Origin of the sequence: Aeromonas sp. 1HA1, from assembly GCF_029237385.1 — a bacterium.
GTDB lineage: Bacteria > Pseudomonadota > Gammaproteobacteria > Enterobacterales > Aeromonadaceae > Aeromonas > Aeromonas popoffii.
Map to the genome: position 1 here is coordinate 22,705 of NZ_JAACGC010000029.1, position 17,309 is coordinate 40,013.

Consider the following 17,309-nt stretch of genomic DNA (forward strand, 5'->3'; position numbering starts at 1 on the left):
ATCTGTCTCCTAGAAAAAAGTAACGTCTGCGCTGCGGGATGAATTCATCATGGGTTGCTGACGGCGGCCATGATGAATGTTGCGTTGTTCATCTGTGGCGTAGGAGAGTTCCATGTCTGCCAGCCAGCTCTCCGCATCTATCTGGATGGGGCCGGACTGGTGTGTTCTATTACGTGAGGAAATCAGATGGTCATTGAGGCTGTCCATGTTCTGGCGTACATGGTTGAGGATTTGACTGACCCTATCTTGGAACTGTAGCGAAACGATGACATCGGAGATCTCGCGGTGGATCCCCGAGCTTTCGCTCTGCAGCAGGGCTGCCGACTCCGCCAGGCTGGTGGTGGCCATGCGAAAGCGCTCCAGCACCTGCTCGATAGCGTGCTCCGAGTCACTGACGGCTGCTTGATCCCGCGCGGCTGCGCTTTCTGCTATCTGGAAGGCTCGGCCAATGCCGCTATTGATGGTGTCGACCTTGTCCGTCATCTTCTGGGCCGTTTCGCTGGAGAGGCGCGACAGGGTGCGCACTTCATCGGCCACCACGGCGAAGCCGCGACCGGCCTCGCCAGCCCGAGCCGCCTCTATTGCAGCATTGAGCGCCAGCAAGTTGGTCTGGGAAGCAATTTTGGCCACATCGAGCGCCATGGTATTGAGCTCTATGGTGTAGGCGGTAAGCGTCTTGATTTCCGCCAGCATGGCATCGCGATTGGCTTGTGCGGAATGCATGATGGCGAGCACCTGGTTGAGCTGAGCCTGGCTCTCGGCCAGTACGGCGGCCATGCCCGCCGATTTTGTCCCGCCCAGATTTCCGGCGGCATTGTGAGAGGCGGCTACCGCCTCTTCCAGCTTGGTGGTGAGCCCGGAGAAGCGCTGGGTCAGATCGATCATGGCCCCTTCGGTCTGCTGACGAGAGCTCTCAATTTGCTGTGACCAGATGGGGACCGCTTTCTCGCATACTTGCTCGAGCCCAATAATGGAATGGCTGAGCTGGGCGGCAGACCAGGTATGAGCAGCCTCCTCGTCGTGATGGCTTGTCTCCGGCTTGTTGTGATAGTGATGGGAGCACCAGAGGGCTGCGCCCAGGGCCAGCACGCCGTTGGCCAGCAGATAAGACAGAGGGCTGCCAGCGAGAACTAGCAGCAGGATGCTGAGCAGGCCTATGCCTAGGCAGCATGCCCAACTCACGGGGTCCCAGAATGCAATTGTCTCTGCCGTCTTGTGATCTGTCATACGCAAACTCATCCCTGCACGTGAGTCGAGGCGGGAGCAAGCTGTTATCCCACTGGTGTCAGAGAGGATGAACCACGCCCGAACCCATTAATTACAAATGGCTCAATAAGGTTAGCGCAAAAAAATAACTTGGTTGCAAGTCGCCCCAATTCAGCGGGGACTACTGATAAAGCTGGAATATGGAGGCAGCCGACGGGGGCTTTGGCGAAACGAGATCGCTGTGACGTGGCGGATAACGAAGCGTGTGGATAGCGGGGAGGCAAGCACAGATAAAAAGGAGCCTGATAACTCAGGCCCCTGATAAGGATTAGTCCTCGTTGGCGTGGGCCTTCTGGCAACCTTCTACCGCATGGGCAATCAGCTCAAGTGCACTCTTGTCGCACGGGGGCAGTTCGGCATCACAGGAGTTGATGGGGGTGACGCGATCGCCCCACTTGATGATGGCTGCGCCCCAGGTCAGACCGGCACCGAATGCGGCGGTCAGCAGATAGGAGTTCGGCTTGACGCGGCCCTGCTCCAGCGCTTCGCACAGGGCGATGGGGACTGTGGCAGCGGAGGTATTGCCGTAGTTCTCTATGTTGACCATCACCTTGTCCATCGGGGCATTCATGCGCTTGGCCAAGGTTTCGATGATGCGGATGTTGGCCTGGTGCGGCACGATGAGATCGATTTGCTCAGGTGTAATTCCGGCTTGGGTGAGTGCGCAACTGGTCGCTTCACCCATGCCACGCACCGCGCGCTTGAAAATCTCCTGGCCTTCAAAGTTGAAGGTAAACAGACCGTCGATATCGGCAAAACGCACCCGATCGGTACCAAAGTTCGGGACGTGCAGTATCTCCCTCGCTTCGCTGTCACAGCCGAGTTTGTTGGCAATCAGGCCACACTCCTGCTCGCTCGCCTCGATCACCACTGCCCCCGCACCATCACCAAACAGCACTGCGGTATCGCGGCGGGTCCAGTCCAGCAGGTAAGTCAGGCGTTCGGCACCGATCACCAGCACCTTCTTCATCATGCCGGTTTGCACTAATGAGGTGCCGACCGAGAGGGCGTAGACAAACCCGGTACAGGCCGCATTGAGGTCGAACACGGCCGCATTGACGGCGCCCAGTTTCTGCTGCACTGCAGAGGCTGCATTGGGCGCGAGCGTATCAGGTGTCGCCGTTGCCAAGATGATGCCATCGAGATCGCTGGCTGCCAGGCCTGCACAGGCCAGGGCGCGGCGACTGGCCAAGGTGGCGAGATCCGAGGTGCTGACATGGGAGATCCGGCGGGCCTTGATACCGGTACGCGGATAGATCCATTCATCCGACGTATCCATGATGGTGCTGAGGTCATCGTTGGTCAGCACTGAGGGAGGCAGACATTTGCCCCAACCGGTGATATTGGCGTATTTCATCTTGTTACCGCTTCTCAAAGTGGATCGCCCGCGGGCGGAAAATCGCGCAATTATGCCGCACGGACCAACCACTGTCATCTTGTGGCCATGGTTATCTGGCAGGGAAGAGGCGTAAAACCGCCGAAAATAGCGGGAGATTTTGCTTAAAGTCGAGGACTCGCCTGCCCTAAAATAGGGTTTTCCACCATCCTATGGGGCCGCCCCTTGCACAAAGCCAACCTCAATCTGCTGCCCACCCTCAAGGTACTGCTGGAGACCCGCAACATCAGCCGGGCAGCTGAGCTGCTGCACCTTAGCCAGCCCTCCATCAGCAAGCAGCTAAGCCAGCTGCGTAACGAGTTTGGCGATGACTTGCTGGTGCGGGAGGGGCAGCGTTGGCTGCTGACGCCACGGGCCGAGACGCTGGCGGCAGCCTTGGCGGATTCCCTCGGTGCGCTGGATCGGCTCTACGAAGCACCGGGTTTCGACCCCGGTCGCTGCGAGCGGGTGTTTCGGCTTGCCTCGTCCGATTACGTGGCCCAGCACATCCTGCCCGATATCTGCGCCGCGCTGGCCAAAGAGGCGCCGCTGGCGGCGCTGGAGTACAGCTTGTGGGACAAGCGCCAGTTGCCGCAGCTGTGGCAGTCAGAGCTGGATCTGGTCTCCACCATCACGGATCTGGTGCCGGAGCAGATCCGTGGCCTGCATCAAGGAGAAGACCGGCTGGTGGTGCTGATGGGGAGTCACCATCCGTTGGCGGGCAAGGTGCTGAGTCTGGATCACTACCTCGCCTGGCCCCATCTGCAGGTGAGCGGCGGCGGCGACAAGGACAGCCCGGTGGAGCAGGTGCTGGCGCCGCAGGGGCTTACCCGGCGCTGGTTTGCCAGGGTGCCCTTCTTTCAGGCCGCAGTCGAGGTACTGCTGCGCACCGACTGTCTGATGACCACCCCGGCTCATATCGCCTGGCAACTTTCACGTGAGCACGATCTTACATTCTGTGATCTGCCGTTTGGCACCCGCCCCCAGCAGTATCATTTGCTGTGGCACCAGCGCCATCATCAGGATCCGGCTCACAAGTGGTTTCGCGATCTGGCCTACCCCTTCTTGCGCGAACACCTGCAAAGCACTGTCGCCGAGGGTCGCAAGCTGTTGGCTGGCATCAGCTAACCGCAGTCGGTTGCGCCAACCTATAGCCAATGGCTATGGGATCTATTCATAACTTTCACTTCTGGCATAACTGGCCGCCCCTTACCCTGAGCTCCGCTGCTGATATTCGGTTTACAGATAGGGAAAGATATGGAATTGACGAGTTGGCTGGCACTGGCCGCAATCTGCGTGATGGGGGCCATCAGCCCGGGGCCGAGCCTGGCGCTGATCATCCGTAACACGGTGCAGGGAGGGCAGGGCCACGGGGTGGCGACTGCCTTGGGTCATGGTTTCGGGGTCGGGATCTATGCACTGATTACCGCGCTGGGGCTCTCCGTGCTGATCACCAAGACCCCGCTGCTGTTTGATCTGATCCGCTACGGTGGCGCCGCGTTTCTCGCCTGGCTCGGCATCAAGGCGCTGCTTGCCAAGCCCGCCAGTGAGTCGGTCGAGGAGGTGGTACACCAGCTGCGTGGTCGTCAGGGCGCCTTTGAAGGCTTTATGGTCGCCTTTCTCAACCCCCAGCTCGCCATCTTCTTTATCGCCCTCTTCAGCCAGTTCGTACGGGCCGACACCGGTTGGAACGAGGGGGGGATCATGATGCTCACCGCAGGTGGCATAGATGCTATCTGGTACGTGCTGGTGGCGCTGGTGCTCTCTCGCGGGCCCGTGCTGGCCTGGCTCAAGGCCAAGTCCTCCGCCATCGACAAGGTGAGCGGCCTGGTGCTGCTGGGGCTGGCCTTGAAGGTGGTGCTCTGAGGTTCACTTGTCAGTGGCTCGCGCGATGACAGGGCAGGGCTGCTGAATGAATATCCGGCTCCGCGGCAGGGACTGCGAGCACGGGACGCTGAATCCTGTATTTCGCAGTGATCTTAAGCGGGATCAAGGCAAGCAAAGGGTGACTGACCTAGAGTGACCGGCATTTTCTGTCTGCCGATAGACTCAGAGACCATGCACCCACAGACCCATAGCCACGTACTGAACCGCCTCGAACTGCTGGCTCCGGCCAAGAACCTCGCCTACGGCATCGAAGCCATCAACCATGGCGCCGATGCCGTTTACATGGGCGGCCCTGCCTTTGGTGCCCGCAGTGCGGCGGGCAACGCCCTCGAAGATATCGAAGCGCTGGCGCGCCACGCCCATCGTTTTGGTGCCCAGGTCTTTGTCGCCTTCAACACCCTGCTGCACGATCACGAGCTGGAGCAGGCCCGGCGGCTGACCCACCAGATCTACCAAGCGGGGGCCGATGCGCTCATTGTGCAGGATATGGGGCTGCTGGCGCTGGATCTGCCGCCCATTGCGCTCCATGCCAGTACTCAGACCGACAACCGCACGCCGGAAAAGGTGCAGTTTCTGCAGGATGTGGGCTTCTCTCAGGTGGTGCTGGCACGTGAACTGTCCCTTGCGCAGATCCGCGAGATCAGCGTGGCGACCAACGTGCAGCTGGAGTTCTTTATCCACGGCGCGCTCTGCGTCTCCTACAGCGGTCAGTGCAATATCAGCCACGCCCGTACCGGCCGCAGCGCCAACCGCGGTGAATGTGCCCAGCTCTGCCGTCTGCCCTGCTCGCTGCAAAAGCCGGACGGTGAAGTGTTGGTGGCTGACAGTCACCTGCTGTCACTCAAGGATATGGATCAGACCGACAATCTGGAGGCGCTGATCGCCGCGGGGATCCGCTCGTTCAAGATAGAGGGGCGCCTCAAGGGGCTCGACTACGTCAAGAACGTCACCGCCTGGTATCGTAAAAAGCTCGACGCCATTCTCGACAGCCGCTCCGATCTGGTGGCCGCCTCGGCGGGGCGTTGCAGCTACAGCTTCGAGCCGGATCCGAAAAAGAGCTTCAATCGCGGCAGCACCGACTACTTCCTCAATGGCCGAAAGCCGGGGATCGACTCCACCAAGAGCCCGAAATACGTGGGCGAGCCGCTGGGGCGCGTCACCAGAGTCACCAGGGATGGCATAGAGATTGACGGCAAGCAGGTGACCCTCAACAACGGCGACGGTCTGGGCTTCTTCAAGCCGAACAACGAGCTGGTGGGGATGCGCCTCAACAAAGTCGAGGGCAAGCAGTTACTTCTCTCCGAGCGTATGCCGGGGCTGAAGGTAGGCACCGAGCTCTACCGTAACCATGATCAGGCGTTCAGCAAGATGCTGGAGAAGGCGAGCGCGGATCGCCGCATCCGGATCGATATGCAACTCGGTGAGTGCGACGAAGGGATCCGGCTCGATCTCACCGACGAGCAGGGCATCAGCGCCACCGTCCGGCTTCCCTGCGACAAGCAGCCTGCCGACAATCCGGAGCGGGCGCTGCAACAGGCGCGGGATCAGCTTGGCAAACTTGGTAACACCTTGTTTGTGGCGCGCAAGATTGAGTTGGTGGTAACGAGGCCGCTATTCATCGCGGCATCACAGCTCAACGGTTTGCGCCGGGATGGCATCGCTGCGCTGGAGGCCGCGCGCGTGGCCAGCTACCAGCGCCCCGAGCGACGCATTGCCCTGCGGGATGTCAGTTATCCGCAGCACCGCCTCTCCTACCTTGGCAATGTGCTGAACAGTGCCGCCGAGCAGTTCTTCCGCGAGCACGGGGTCGAGCGCATGGCTCCCGCCTATGAGGCGAATAAGGAGGAGGGGGAAGTGATGCTGATGATCACCAAGCACTGCATCCGCTATAGCCAGAACCTCTGCCCGAAAGAGGTGCCCGGTCTCAAGGCCGAGCCGCTGGCGCTCAAGATGGGTAAAGACACCTTCCGCCTGCGTTTTGACTGCAACCGCTGCGAAATGCATGTGATGGGCAGCCTGAAACGGTGACTGACAAGTATATTGTCAAATGGCAATATAACTCATTGAATGGCTTGAGAGATGTTACCCATCCTTACGCTGGCTCTTATCATGACAGGAAAATACAAGGACGTATTGATGCTCGCACTTTCGATAGTGAGTCCGCATGGGGCAAATATTGCCTCAGGAAAGAAAACGTTGGAGGTGCGCTCATGGCGCCCTCAATATCTCCCTATTCGCGATCTTTTGATTGTTGAAAATTCAGTATTTTTATCCCTCGACATGCCAATTGACCCCTATGGTAAGGCCGTTGCGATCGTTGATATTGAGGAGATTCATGAGTGGCAGCCTAATGAGGTCGTTGCCGCCTGTTCAAGTGGTTGGGAATCAGGCTATTGGGCATGGAGTCTGTCAAATGTTCGCTCCATTGAGAATGGTCAGTTCGTCTGTGCAAAAAGAAAGCTCTACGAAGTTGATTTCGATCTTTCTGGGCTTTAGCCAATTCAACTAACTCCTTTATTGTAAAAAGGTTTCACTGTGATCGAGTCCTTTACCTGTCCATGTGGTTATCCCTCTAAAGGTATTGTCACAATGGGGCGATCTGACTCCAGCGCCAGCAGCGCTTTTTTAATCTCCAATCCCCCCGCATAGCCGGTCAGGCTGCCGTTTTGGCCAATCACCCGGTGGCAGGGAACGATGATCGAGAGCGGATTGCGGCCGTTCGCCGCGCCCACAGCCCGTACCGCATTCGGTTTGCCGATGGCGCGGGCAATATCGCTATAGCTGCGGGTCTCGCCGTAGGGAATGTCACACAATGCTTGCCACACCGCTTGCTGAAAGGCGGTGCCGTGGGCAGCAAGGGGCAGGGAGAAGCGCTGCAAGCGACCGGCAAAGTAGGCGTCAAACTCGGTGAGGAAGGGGGCCAGCGCCCCGTGATCTTGCTGCCAGCCACTCATATCGGGCAGTGCCCGCAGGCCCGCCACAAAGTCCACGTGCACCAGACCAGATTCATTGATGGCGACCAGCAGATCGCCACAGCGGGTCGGCAGGATATCGTAGCGGATCATGGGGTTATCTCCTGTTGTTGGTTATCTGGCTGTTTTTCGTTACCGGTGGCATGGAGCAGCAAATTGGGCGCTTCACTCATGGCGTGCCACAGCCAGCTGGCCGCATAGCTGCGCCACGGTTGCCATGCTGCGCTTTGCGCCAACACCTCCTTCACCGGCAGCTTGGCGCCGCCCCCCAGCGCTTTTTGCAGCACCAGATCGGAGGCGGGGAAGGCATCGGTATCCATCCCGCAGCGCAGCCGCCAGTAAGAGACCGTCCAGGGGCCTATGCCCGGTAGCGCCAGCAACTGCTCATCACTGGCTGTCGTGAGGGTCAGCTCGCCGCTGGCCAGTGCCTCTGCCACGCCCCGCAGGGTACGAATGCGGCTGCCCGGCATGCCGATGCCGTCGAGATCGAGCTCGCACAACTGGGCGTGCGTCGGCAGCTGCGCCATCCCGAATTGCGCCTCGGTGCGGGCCACCAGTCGCCCGAGCAGGGTGATGGCCCCCTTGACCGACACCTGCTGGCCAACGATGGCGCGCAGCATCACCTCGTACTCGTCCCAGCCACCCGGCAGCCGTACGCCGGGCCAGCGCCCCTGCAAACGGGCGAGCAGTGGATCCTGACCGAGCAGATCGCCGATCCGCTGCATGTCGGCATCGAGATCCCACATCCGGCGCACCCGATAGAGCAGATCAGGCAGCGCAGCGAGCGGCAGATCATGGACCGTGAGCTGCAGGCTGTGCCCCTTGCCCTGCGCGATGCGCACCAGCGCGACCAGATCGCCGACCCGGTAGCGCCGCTCATAGACCTCACCATCTACCCGCTCCAGCCCCGGGATCGCTCGCAGCCGGTAGAATGCCAACATGGCCGCCACGTCATACGGGGGGCGATAGGGCAGTTGCAGCGTGAGCGTTGCGCCGCGCGGATCCGAGTACATGTGGTCTGGTGCGTCATCGTGTGCCTCTTGTTGGCGCAGGGTGCGCGGGGTCAGCCCGTAGGCGTTGAGCCAGGCGTCGTTGAAACGGCGAATGCTCGCAAAGCCCGCCGCAAACGCTATATCCGTGATGGGCAGAGCGGTTTCGGTCAGCAGCCTTTTTGCGAGCAACAGGCGGCGCGTCTGTTCCACCTGTTTTGGTGACGCGCCGAGGTGCTGCTCGAACTGGCGGCGCAGGGTGCGTTCGCTGATCCCGGCCTCAGCGGCCAGTTCGGCGAGCGTGCCGTCCGCCAGCTCGCCGCGATCGATCCGCGCCAGCAAACGGGCGAGTTCGGGCGGCAGATCGCCACGGGCAGCGGGGGCCAGCTCGGGGCGGCAGCGCAGACAGGGGCGCAGGCCATGTTGCTCGGCGGCGGCGGCGCTTTGGAAGTAGCGCACGTTGTGTTCGTGCGGCGGCTGTGCGGGGCAGACCGGCCGGCAGTAGATGCCGGTGGAGAGCACGCCGGTAAAGAAGCGGCCATCGAAGCGCGCATCGCGGGCGAGCCGCGCGGCGTGGCACTGTTCGCGGCTGAGGCTCGGGATCCCCTCATCCTGATGGTTGTCACTGGCGGGTTGCGAGTTCATGGTCCGGGCGCTCTGTACTGGGTGCATGAATGAGAGAGTAAAGAGGAGAAAAGGCGGTGACTAGCCAGAAACGGACAGTGATTGAAATAAAGATGTCGCCGGGAGCGCCCCGAGCCACTTTGAATCCGGTTGTTTGTCAATGAAAAACGGGGCAGCCAAGCTGCCCCGTTCTCCTCTTCAACTCGCTGGCGCTGTATCCGTTATTTCAGATAGCGCTGCTCCAGATGCTGGCGCAGCCAGCGCGGGTTCAACGCCTCGCCAGTCGCGCGGCGAATGAGCTCGTCCGTGCTGTGCTGGCTGCCCTGTGACCAGATGTGGCGGCCAAGCCACGCGAGTATCTCCGGCAGGCGACCCGCCTCGATCACGCTGCTCATGTTGCCCAGCTCCCGCTCCAGTGCGAAGCGCAACTGCGCCGCATACATGGCGCCGAGCGTGTAGCTTGGGAAGTAGCCGAACGAGCCGTCCGTCCAGTGAATGTCTTGCATGCAGCCATTCTGGTCGTTGCCCCTGGTGGAGAGGCCGAGCCACTGCTGCATCTTGGCATCCCACAGCTCGGGCAGATCGGCCACCTCGATGCGCCCCTCGATGAGGTCGCGCTCCAGCTCGTAGCGCAGGATCACGTGCGCCGGGTACGTCACCTCGTCCGCATCGACGCGGATAAAGCCGGGCTCGACCCGGTTGTAGAGCTTCGCCAGGTTCGCCGGCGCAAATGCCGCTTGCTCGCCAAAGTGCGCACGGATGCGCGGCACCAGCAGAGCCAGGAAGGCCGCATCGTGGCCAAGCTGCATCTCGCAGAACAGGCTCTGGCTTTCGTGAATGCCCATGGAGCGCGCCTCGGCCACCGGCTGGCCCAGCAGCTGGCGCGGCAGCCCCTGCTCGTAGCGCGCGTGACCCGTCTCGTGCACGATTCCCATCAGGCTGGAGACAAACTCCTGCTCGTTGTAGCGGGTGGTGATGCGCACGTCGGTTGGCACGCCGCCGCAGAACGGGTGGCTGCTCACATCGAGCCGGCCGTGGGCGAAATCAAAGCCGAGCAGCCCCATCACCTCCTGACCGAGCGCCTGCTGGCTTGCGATGGGGAAGGGGCCTTGCGGGATCAGCAAGGATTCGCTTTTCTGCTGTTCGCTCACCGTCTGGATCAGGCCCGGCAGCCAGCTGGTGAGATCACCGAAGATCTGATCCAGCCGCGCACTCGTCATGCCGGGTTCATACAGCGCCAGCATGGCGTCGTAGGGGCGCACCCCGAGTGCTTCGGCGCGAAGTTGCGCCACTTCCCGCGACAGGGCCACCACCTCCTTGAGATTGGGGGCGAAGCCTGCCCAGTCGTTCTTTTTGCGCTGGCTGCGCCAGGCGTGCTCGCACTTGCTACCAGCCAGCGACAAGGCTTCTACCAGATCCGTGGGTAGCAGGCTCGCATCCTGCCAGTGGCGTTTTATCTCGGCGAGGTTCGCGCGTTGGAGCTCATTCAAGTACTCGCTCTCGGCCTTGGCGATCCAGTCGCCGAGCTCGGGAGCGGTGCGCTTTTGATGGATCAGCACGCCGAGTTCGGCCATGGCCTCGGCGCGTGCCTCGTTGCCGCCCTCCGGCATCATGGCAGCCTGATCCCAGCCGCAGATGGCACTGAGGTGGGAGAGCCGGTGCAGCTGTTGCTGATGTTGTTCAAGTTTTTGATATGACATGGGATTGTCCTTGTTATCGTCCCTGATGGTATGCACCCCGTACCTGGCATGATCGGGGCCGTTAGATGCTAACACTGCCATCGCGCGTTTTACCACCCTGGCCGAAGGGGCCTGACCAGATGACTGGTACTGACTAGCCGAGGCGCTTCTGGTGTCGCTCGCGGTTCTCCGCCTTCTGGCGCTCGCTTTTTCGCAGCAGCACATAGAGGGCGCCGCTGCCGCCGTGGCGGCGCTCGGCGCTGTGCATGGCCATCACGGCCGGCAGTTGTGGCAACCAGGTGCTGACATGGCTTTTCAGCACCGCGCGCGGCGTGCTGCGCTCCCCCTTGCCGTGCAGGATCAGCAGGCAGCGGATGTCCCGCACCTCGCAATCCGCAATGAACTGCACCAGGCTCTGGCGCGCTTCGTTGAGTGTCTTCTGATGCAGATCCAGGCTTGCCTGCAGCTCGTATTTGCCGAGCCGCAGCTTCTTGTAGACCCCCTCCTGCACACCGTCTCGCTTGAAGCCGACGATGGCGTGGGGATCGAGCATCTCGACCGCCTCCATGCTGAGGTGATCCGGGGTCAGTTGCTCGGCGGTCGCGGCCTGGCGGCGGGCCAGTTGCGCCTCGGTCGGGGCGGATGTGCCCGTGAGAGAGAGGGTGTTGTCACTACGAATGGGCCGCACGTCGGCCACTTCCTGCAGAAACAGTGAGAGTTCGTCGTCATGAGACACGGCAGGCTCCCCGCATTGGAATGAGCGGGCATTATAGCGGGGGAGTCGGGGTCAGAAAATGGGGGCGCAGCTAACCAGCCTGGACGACCACTGTCAGTCGTGCCGGGCAAGCGTTAACAGGCGATCGCGGGATCGCCTGACGAGATGTGTTACTGCTCCTCTTTCGGCGGCTTGGCATTTATCACCTTGTAGATGAAATAGGCCGCGTAGGAACTGATCAGCAGGAAGGTACCGATAATCACCAACATGGACATGAGCCCCACGCTGTTGCCGAACATCAGGTTCATCCAAAATTCCATCTCATGCACTCCTGTCATCCCATTGATGACAAGCATGATAGATACCTCTTTGGGAGTGATGAGATGATCTCGATCAAGTCCCTTGGTGGTTATTTAATCGGCGGCCGGATCTGTGAGCCATCTCGCACTCGGCTAACCCGCTGGGCAGAGCCAGCGCTGCGATGGGGCATCAATCGGTTGCCGTGCGTGGGCCCGGTGCTGTGAGTGGAGTGATGCGCCATCCCTGCTGCTCCAGCAGGGCGATCAGCCCCTGGTCACCATAAAGGTGCAGGGCGCCTACCACAATAAAGCTCTCGTTCGGCAGGGTAAGCCACTTCTTCAGCCAGTTGTGGTTGCGCTCTGCCAGCAAGGTCTGCTCCAGCCAGGCTTGCAGCTTGGGTGGCGCCATCTCGGCTTTGAGCAGGTTGACCAGGGCTGCCTGATCCCCCTGCTGCCACGCCTTCATCACGTCGCGAAAGCCGGTTTCGAGCTGGGGCAGCTCATCCAGGGTGCTTTCCAGCATCAGGGTCTGGTTGTCACCGACACTGGCGAGGTAGCCGAGCTGTTCGAGCAGGGTCTCGAGGCCGATGATGGGCTTGCCGCTCTCGGTGGCGCGTTTGGCAAAGTGTTGATCCACCCCGAGCGCGCTGCTGAAATCGGTACGTTCCAGCGCCGCCTGGGTCAGAGTGATGGCCGCAAACCAGGGGCGCAGCGGGGCGATCATGTGCTCGGTCAGGCCATTCTGGCCGGCGGCTATGAGGGTGCGTTGATACAGATCGAGCGGCACGTGATCCTTGAGGGTTTTGCCATCCACCAGCCGGGTGATGGCGCCCATCTCCTGCCACTGCGTCTGGCTGATGTGGGTGAGATCGACCTCCATCACCAGGGCACGGCTTTGTTGCCAGGCGCGTTCGACGGGATCGGGCAGCGGATAGAGCGAGGGTTTGCCCGCATGAATGGAGCCCAGCAGCCAGTGTTGCTGGTCACCCTTGCTCACCCGATAGAAGGCGGGGTCGGCAAAGGCGGTCAGCGGCAGCAGCAGGCAGAGCAGGAAGGCAATCAGCGTGCGGTGAAATTTCATGAGGCACCTTATGTTGGCGGGATGGCTTCTCTTCATAACATTAAGCCCTATGATAAGTCCTCATTCGTCACAGCCAAGAGGTTTCCCATGCCCCATCTTCGTTTTCGGGCCGTTTCCGTCGATACCCTGCAGCAGATAAGCACGCCTTTGCTGGCGGATCTGTGCGCCCTGACCGGCGGCAAGCCCGAGTTTGTCACCCTGGAGCGGGTCGAGAGTACCTGGGTACGCAGCGGGGCGGTCGAAGCCGGTTTTCCGTTTGTGGAGCTGGTCTGGTTCGAACGACCGCAGGAGCTGCAAGATGCCGCCGCGGCGCTCATCACCCGCCACCTGAAGGCGGTGCTGGGGGAGCAGACCTATGTGGTGGTGCAGGTGCTGCCCATCGTCAAAAGCCACTACTACAGCGATGGCCAGCATTATTGAAAAGCCGGTAAACAAGATCGGCGGGTCGGGTTACGCCGCTAACCCAACCTGGGTTGCTTGATGCCCATGGCCGCTAACCGGATCAGGCCGACTTGGCCAGGATCCTGTCGAGCCAGCGGCTTGGCAGCAGGCGGCGCAATACCGCAAACAGCCGGGTCGGGAAGGTAACCGGGTAACGATGCTTTGGCCGCTTGCTCTGCAGCGCGTGCTGCAGCGGCGGGATGCAGGCTTCGCTTGGCAGCGTGAAACCGCTGGTAGCCCCCTCTTTTTCCAGCCGGGTCAGGGTCTGGCGGTAGGCGCCCTGATGGCGGCTCTGGGCCGGATCGATATGGCGCACGAAGGCGGCGTGGGCATTGGCGCGAAAGCGGGTATCGATGGGGCCCGGTTCGATCAGGCTGATGTGCACGCCGCTGCCTTCGAGCTCCAGACGTAGGGTGTCTGTATACCCTTCCAGTGCAAACTTGCTGGCGTTGTAGGCGCCGCGATATTTCATGGCCACCAGCCCCAGCACCGAGCTATTTTGCACTATGCGACCCTCTCCTGCGGCCAGCATGGCCGGCAGTATCTGGCGGATCAGGTGGTGCCAGCCAAACAGGTTGGTGTCGAACTGGGCACGTAGCGCCTCGGTGGGCAAGTCTTCCAGCGCACCGGGCTGACCATAGGCGCCATTGTTGAACAGGCCATAGAGACGGCCCCCTGCCAGGGCCAGCGCCTCTGCCGCCCCTCGCTCTATGCTGGCGGTGTCCGCCAGGTCCAGTTGTACAGCCAGCAGACCCTGCTGTTGCAGCTGTGCCACATCGTTGGCCTTGCGGGCGGAGGCGATCACGGTAAAACCGTGCTGACCCAGCGCCTGCGCGGCAGCGAGGCCAATACCACTGGAACAACCGGTGATCAGAACAAAACGGTGCATGATGGCGTCCTTGTAACTGCTGACAGAAGCGTGCGGGCAGGATAGCGCGGATAAAAACCTTATCCGGCTCGCATGTTAGCCTGCCACCCGGAAAAAAGAAAACCGGGCCAAGTAGCCCGGTTTGCTGACATCGTCATTTGCCTGATTACATGATGGTAAGTGGCATGATGATGTGGAATTTGACGTCACGCTCGGAGGTAAACACGTTTGGATAGTCAGTCCAACCTTTCCAAGTGGATGGCAGATCGTTGTTATAGTCGGTGTAGTGCAGTTTGAACAGGGTGCCTTTCAGCTTGCCATCTTGGACTGTGTAGCTGACATCGAAGTTAGCTGCCCACTCTGTATCTCCTTCGGCAACTTTAGTGCCATCACCTTTCTCCATATCCCAGCCGTAAGCACCGGATACACCGACAGACCAGCCCGGCGCACCAACCAGGTCATCCAGAGAACGCGTTACCCCGAAGAACAGTGCTTTTTCGTTGTTGGCGTTCCAGTCGGAGCGGGAATCCCACCAAATTTCGTTAGCCCCCTGGGAGTTGCCGTAGCCGCGGGTCAGACGGGGCAGGTAGTTGCCTTCAGCCCCTTCCGCTTTGGTCCACAGACCTTCCAGACGGAAACCGTACTGAGCGTAGCTCCAGGCGGCGGTCAGGGCTTGTTGCCATGCCAAGCCATCATAAGTCTCTACAGGACTACCAGAGGCATTTTTGTAAGTCTCAGTCTCGGAGCCATAGAACTGGTAGCTGGTTGAGAGGCCTCCCAATACGTCAAACTTGTGAGCCAGTTTGGCGTGGTAGCTATCCATATAATCGGCAGACTGGCCGAAGGAGCCGGTAATGGCCGTGCCAGTCTCAAAGGTGTAACGAGCAGCAACTGCATGGATGTAGTCGATTTCGTTTTCTTTATCGAAGGTATTACCCCAAGGCCCGCTCCACGCTTTACTTTTGTAAAAGCCCTGAGTTTCTTTGAACCAGGGAGCCTTGTATTCATCGGCGATAGCGTAGGTCAGATAGAGACCACCAAGGTTACCTTCAATTTGTCCGCCCCGGTAAGTACCAGGTTGATAAGACCAGTTAACGCTAATTTGGCCAGGAACATACAATTGGGTATAGCCAGCTTTTGCGGTCACACCTTCAATCAGCTTCAACTTAAGAGCTGCGTTTGTCAGGCTCGCACCATTTTCAGATTCGGTGTTGCTGGTTCCCCAAGCTCGTCCCCAGAAAGAGAATTCATTCTCGGCGTTGACAGGGTTACTTTCATCAATGGCTAAGTCATAGGCAGTGAATCCGCCCAAGTCTAAACCCACCACGTCCCATGCATAGCCGGAGGTAAAGTTAAGGGCTGCTTGAGCGGTAGCATGGCTCAAGTTGGAGCGATATTTTCCGGTGTTCTCTGCAGGTACGACACCAGAGTCAACACGAACACGATCACGTTGGAAGTAGAACAGCCCGCCGGTCAGCTTGGCATCATCGGTAAAGGCTTCATAAGATTTGCCATAAGTTGGGCTCATCATATCCTGAGCTGCCAACGCCATGCTGGGGGTGACCAAGGCGGCAACAACCGCCGCGCTTAATGCAGCACGCTTGAAGATCACGTTTTCCATTTTTATTGCTCCTGATTTTATGGACTTAGCTTTTTTGTCCGGCAGTCAGGCGATGGCCCGCCGCTCGGTATTGGCATTGCAATCAAAGCCCCGTAGGGCAAAAAATTACTGGTCGTTCGTCTGCGGCCGCGACGTCTTGGCGTATGTGCGGTGGGCAGTTCTGTTCATCACATCATGTTATTTTTTGTGTTCCGATTCTTGGCTATCGGACAATGCCAAGAGTACGTTCGCGGTGCGAAATATCAATGGAAAGTTCCCGCCAAGTTTCAAAAATATGACAGAGTGCAAATAATCATGGTTCTTGTCATGGACACCCTCAGCCCGCATATATCGGCGCTGATAGCCATATTCAGGTGAAATTGGCAAGAGACTTGGGCGGATCTTTAGAAAGGGGCGTCACTTTTTTCGTTAACCTGTATGCAACAGATAATTTTGTGCCAAAAAAAAAGATATGCCCCCGCGTTGGGGGCGGGAGCGGGGGACTCATAAGAGAGACATAACGGGATATTCAGACCTGATGGCCGAGGCAGGAGAGATGGCGTTTTTATGACAGCCACTTCATGGCGGTGCTGTCATGACAACGAAGGCGCGGCGGGCTCCTTCTGCTTGCGGGCGGCAGGTGACTTGCCCAGCATGCCGAGCAGGGCCCCCCCCATGATGAAGGCTCCGGCCAGCAGGTGACGGGGCGTCAGCTGTTCGCCATTGAGCAGCACCAGCAACAGGGTGCTCAGCAGCGGCGTCAGATAGGCCAGTGCCCCGATGCGACGGGGATCTCCGTCTCGCAGCGCCAGATACCAGGTGACGAAGGCCGCCCCTATGGGGCCGAGCGCCAGCCCCACGATCAACCACCAGTCGCGGGTGGGGATCTGTTCGAGGGGCAGCGGTCCCTCCAGCCACAGCGCAAGCAGCAGCGCCAGCAACCCGGCGGGCAGGCAGGCCGCCGCCGTCACCACAGCCGGTGCGGGTGGCAACCGGCGGGAGAGCACAGAGTAGGCACCCCAGATGATGGCGGCGCCGAGCGCCAGCAGGTAGCCGGGCAGATAGGCCTGTTGCAGCTGCAACTCGCCGTTGACCATCACCAGCACGGAACCGGCCAGCCCTAGCGCCCCGGCCAGCAGGTGGCGAGCATGGAGCGGATGGCCCGGCAGCAGCAGGGGGGTGAACAGTATGATGCACAGGGGCCACAGGTAATTGATGAGGTTCGCCTCCAGCACGGGGGCGTGGCGAAAGCTCATGAACAGCAGCAGATGGTAGAACAGCAGCGCCGCAACCGTGACCAGCCAGGTGATGGGGCGAGCTCGCCACTGGCGCCAGAACGGCAGGGCACCGGCGCCGCAGAAGAAGAGCACCAATCCCACCAGCACCAGAGGTGACACGCTGGCGATCCGGGAGGTGAGCGCCGCCAGCGAGGCCCACAGCAGTAAGGTCAGCAGCGCAAAACCGGTGGACTTGTCGCACCAGGAAGAAGCAGACATCCAACACTCCTTTGCAA

Annotated in this window: 16 protein-coding genes; 5 read left to right on the forward strand and 11 right to left on the reverse strand. The window is 60.2% G+C overall.

Features of this window, described 5'->3' with window-relative positions; genetic code table 11:
- Positions 1-9: 9 nt before the first annotated feature.
- Positions 10-1,227: a methyl-accepting chemotaxis protein gene (locus tag GWQ22_RS11035; RefSeq protein ID WP_275930329.1), complete on the reverse strand. Its 1,218-nt coding sequence runs from the start codon at positions 1,225-1,227 to the stop codon at positions 10-12.
- Positions 1,228-1,534: 307 nt separating this feature from the next.
- Complete coding sequence (locus GWQ22_RS11040) at positions 1,535-2,623, reverse strand: ketoacyl-ACP synthase III (RefSeq protein WP_275930330.1); 1,089 nt, start codon at positions 2,621-2,623, stop codon at positions 1,535-1,537.
- Positions 2,624-2,827: 204 nt separating this feature from the next.
- Here GWQ22_RS11040 and GWQ22_RS11045 point away from each other — a divergent pair, with 204 nt between their 5' ends.
- From GWQ22_RS11045 to GWQ22_RS11060, 4 genes are all read left to right on the forward strand, one after another.
- Positions 2,828-3,769, forward strand: coding sequence for a LysR family transcriptional regulator (locus GWQ22_RS11045; protein ID WP_275930331.1), 942 nt, complete (start codon positions 2,828-2,830; stop codon positions 3,767-3,769).
- Positions 3,770-3,898: 129 nt separating this feature from the next.
- Complete coding sequence (locus GWQ22_RS11050; protein WP_275930332.1) at positions 3,899-4,507, forward strand: LysE family translocator; 609 nt, start codon at positions 3,899-3,901, stop codon at positions 4,505-4,507.
- Positions 4,508-4,699: 192 nt separating this feature from the next.
- Complete coding sequence (locus GWQ22_RS11055) at positions 4,700-6,556, forward strand: U32 family peptidase (protein ID WP_275930333.1); 1,857 nt, start codon at positions 4,700-4,702, stop codon at positions 6,554-6,556.
- A 51-nt stretch (positions 6,557-6,607) separates the two neighbouring features.
- Positions 6,608-7,024, forward strand: coding sequence for an ASCH domain-containing protein (locus tag GWQ22_RS11060; RefSeq protein ID WP_275930334.1), 417 nt, complete (start codon positions 6,608-6,610; stop codon positions 7,022-7,024).
- Positions 7,025-7,092: 68 nt separating this feature from the next.
- Here the strand turns inward: GWQ22_RS11060 and GWQ22_RS11065 are convergent, their stop codons facing one another.
- The 6 genes from GWQ22_RS11065 to GWQ22_RS11090 form a co-directional block, all read right to left on the reverse strand.
- Positions 7,093-7,593, reverse strand: a complete 501-nt coding sequence (locus GWQ22_RS11065; RefSeq protein ID WP_275930335.1) for a methylated-DNA--[protein]-cysteine S-methyltransferase — start codon at positions 7,591-7,593, stop codon at positions 7,093-7,095.
- Positions 7,590-9,134, reverse strand: a complete 1,545-nt coding sequence (locus tag GWQ22_RS11070) for an AlkA N-terminal domain-containing protein (RefSeq protein WP_275930336.1) — start codon at positions 9,132-9,134, stop codon at positions 7,590-7,592. The genes GWQ22_RS11065 and GWQ22_RS11070 overlap by 4 nt, the downstream gene beginning before the upstream one ends.
- 200 nt (positions 9,135-9,334) lie before the next feature.
- Entirely contained in the window at positions 9,335-10,813 is a 1,479-nt protein-coding gene (locus GWQ22_RS11075; RefSeq protein WP_275930337.1) for a carboxypeptidase M32, read from the reverse strand.
- Positions 10,814-10,946: 133 nt separating this feature from the next.
- Positions 10,947-11,528, reverse strand: coding sequence for a DNA endonuclease SmrA (gene smrA, locus GWQ22_RS11080; protein WP_275930338.1), 582 nt, complete (start codon positions 11,526-11,528; stop codon positions 10,947-10,949).
- Between the two features lie 149 nt (positions 11,529-11,677).
- Positions 11,678-11,827 carry a DUF3149 domain-containing protein gene (locus GWQ22_RS11085; protein WP_084204581.1) on the reverse strand — a complete coding sequence of 50 codons (150 nt, stop codon included), beginning with the start codon at positions 11,825-11,827 and terminating at the stop codon, positions 11,678-11,680.
- 169 nt (positions 11,828-11,996) lie between these two features.
- Entirely contained in the window at positions 11,997-12,887 is an 891-nt protein-coding gene (locus tag GWQ22_RS11090) for a TraB/GumN family protein (RefSeq protein WP_275930339.1), read from the reverse strand.
- Between the two features lie 87 nt (positions 12,888-12,974).
- Here GWQ22_RS11090 and GWQ22_RS11095 point away from each other — a divergent pair, with 87 nt between their 5' ends.
- A complete protein-coding gene (locus GWQ22_RS11095; RefSeq protein WP_108537846.1) occupies positions 12,975-13,307 on the forward strand; it encodes a DUF1904 family protein in 333 nt (110 codons plus the stop codon).
- Positions 13,308-13,389: 82 nt separating this feature from the next.
- On the opposite strand, the gene GWQ22_RS11100 is transcribed toward GWQ22_RS11095, so the two are convergent.
- From GWQ22_RS11100 to GWQ22_RS11110, 3 genes are all read right to left on the reverse strand, one after another.
- Complete coding sequence (locus tag GWQ22_RS11100; protein ID WP_275930340.1) at positions 13,390-14,217, reverse strand: SDR family oxidoreductase; 828 nt, start codon at positions 14,215-14,217, stop codon at positions 13,390-13,392.
- A gap of 145 nt (positions 14,218-14,362) precedes the next feature.
- Positions 14,363-15,817, reverse strand: coding sequence for an OprD family outer membrane porin (locus GWQ22_RS11105; protein WP_108537848.1), 1,455 nt, complete (start codon positions 15,815-15,817; stop codon positions 14,363-14,365).
- 572 nt (positions 15,818-16,389) lie between these two features.
- Complete coding sequence (locus tag GWQ22_RS11110) at positions 16,390-17,292, reverse strand: DMT family transporter (protein WP_275930341.1); 903 nt, start codon at positions 17,290-17,292, stop codon at positions 16,390-16,392.
- Between the last annotated feature and the right edge of the window lie 17 nt (positions 17,293-17,309).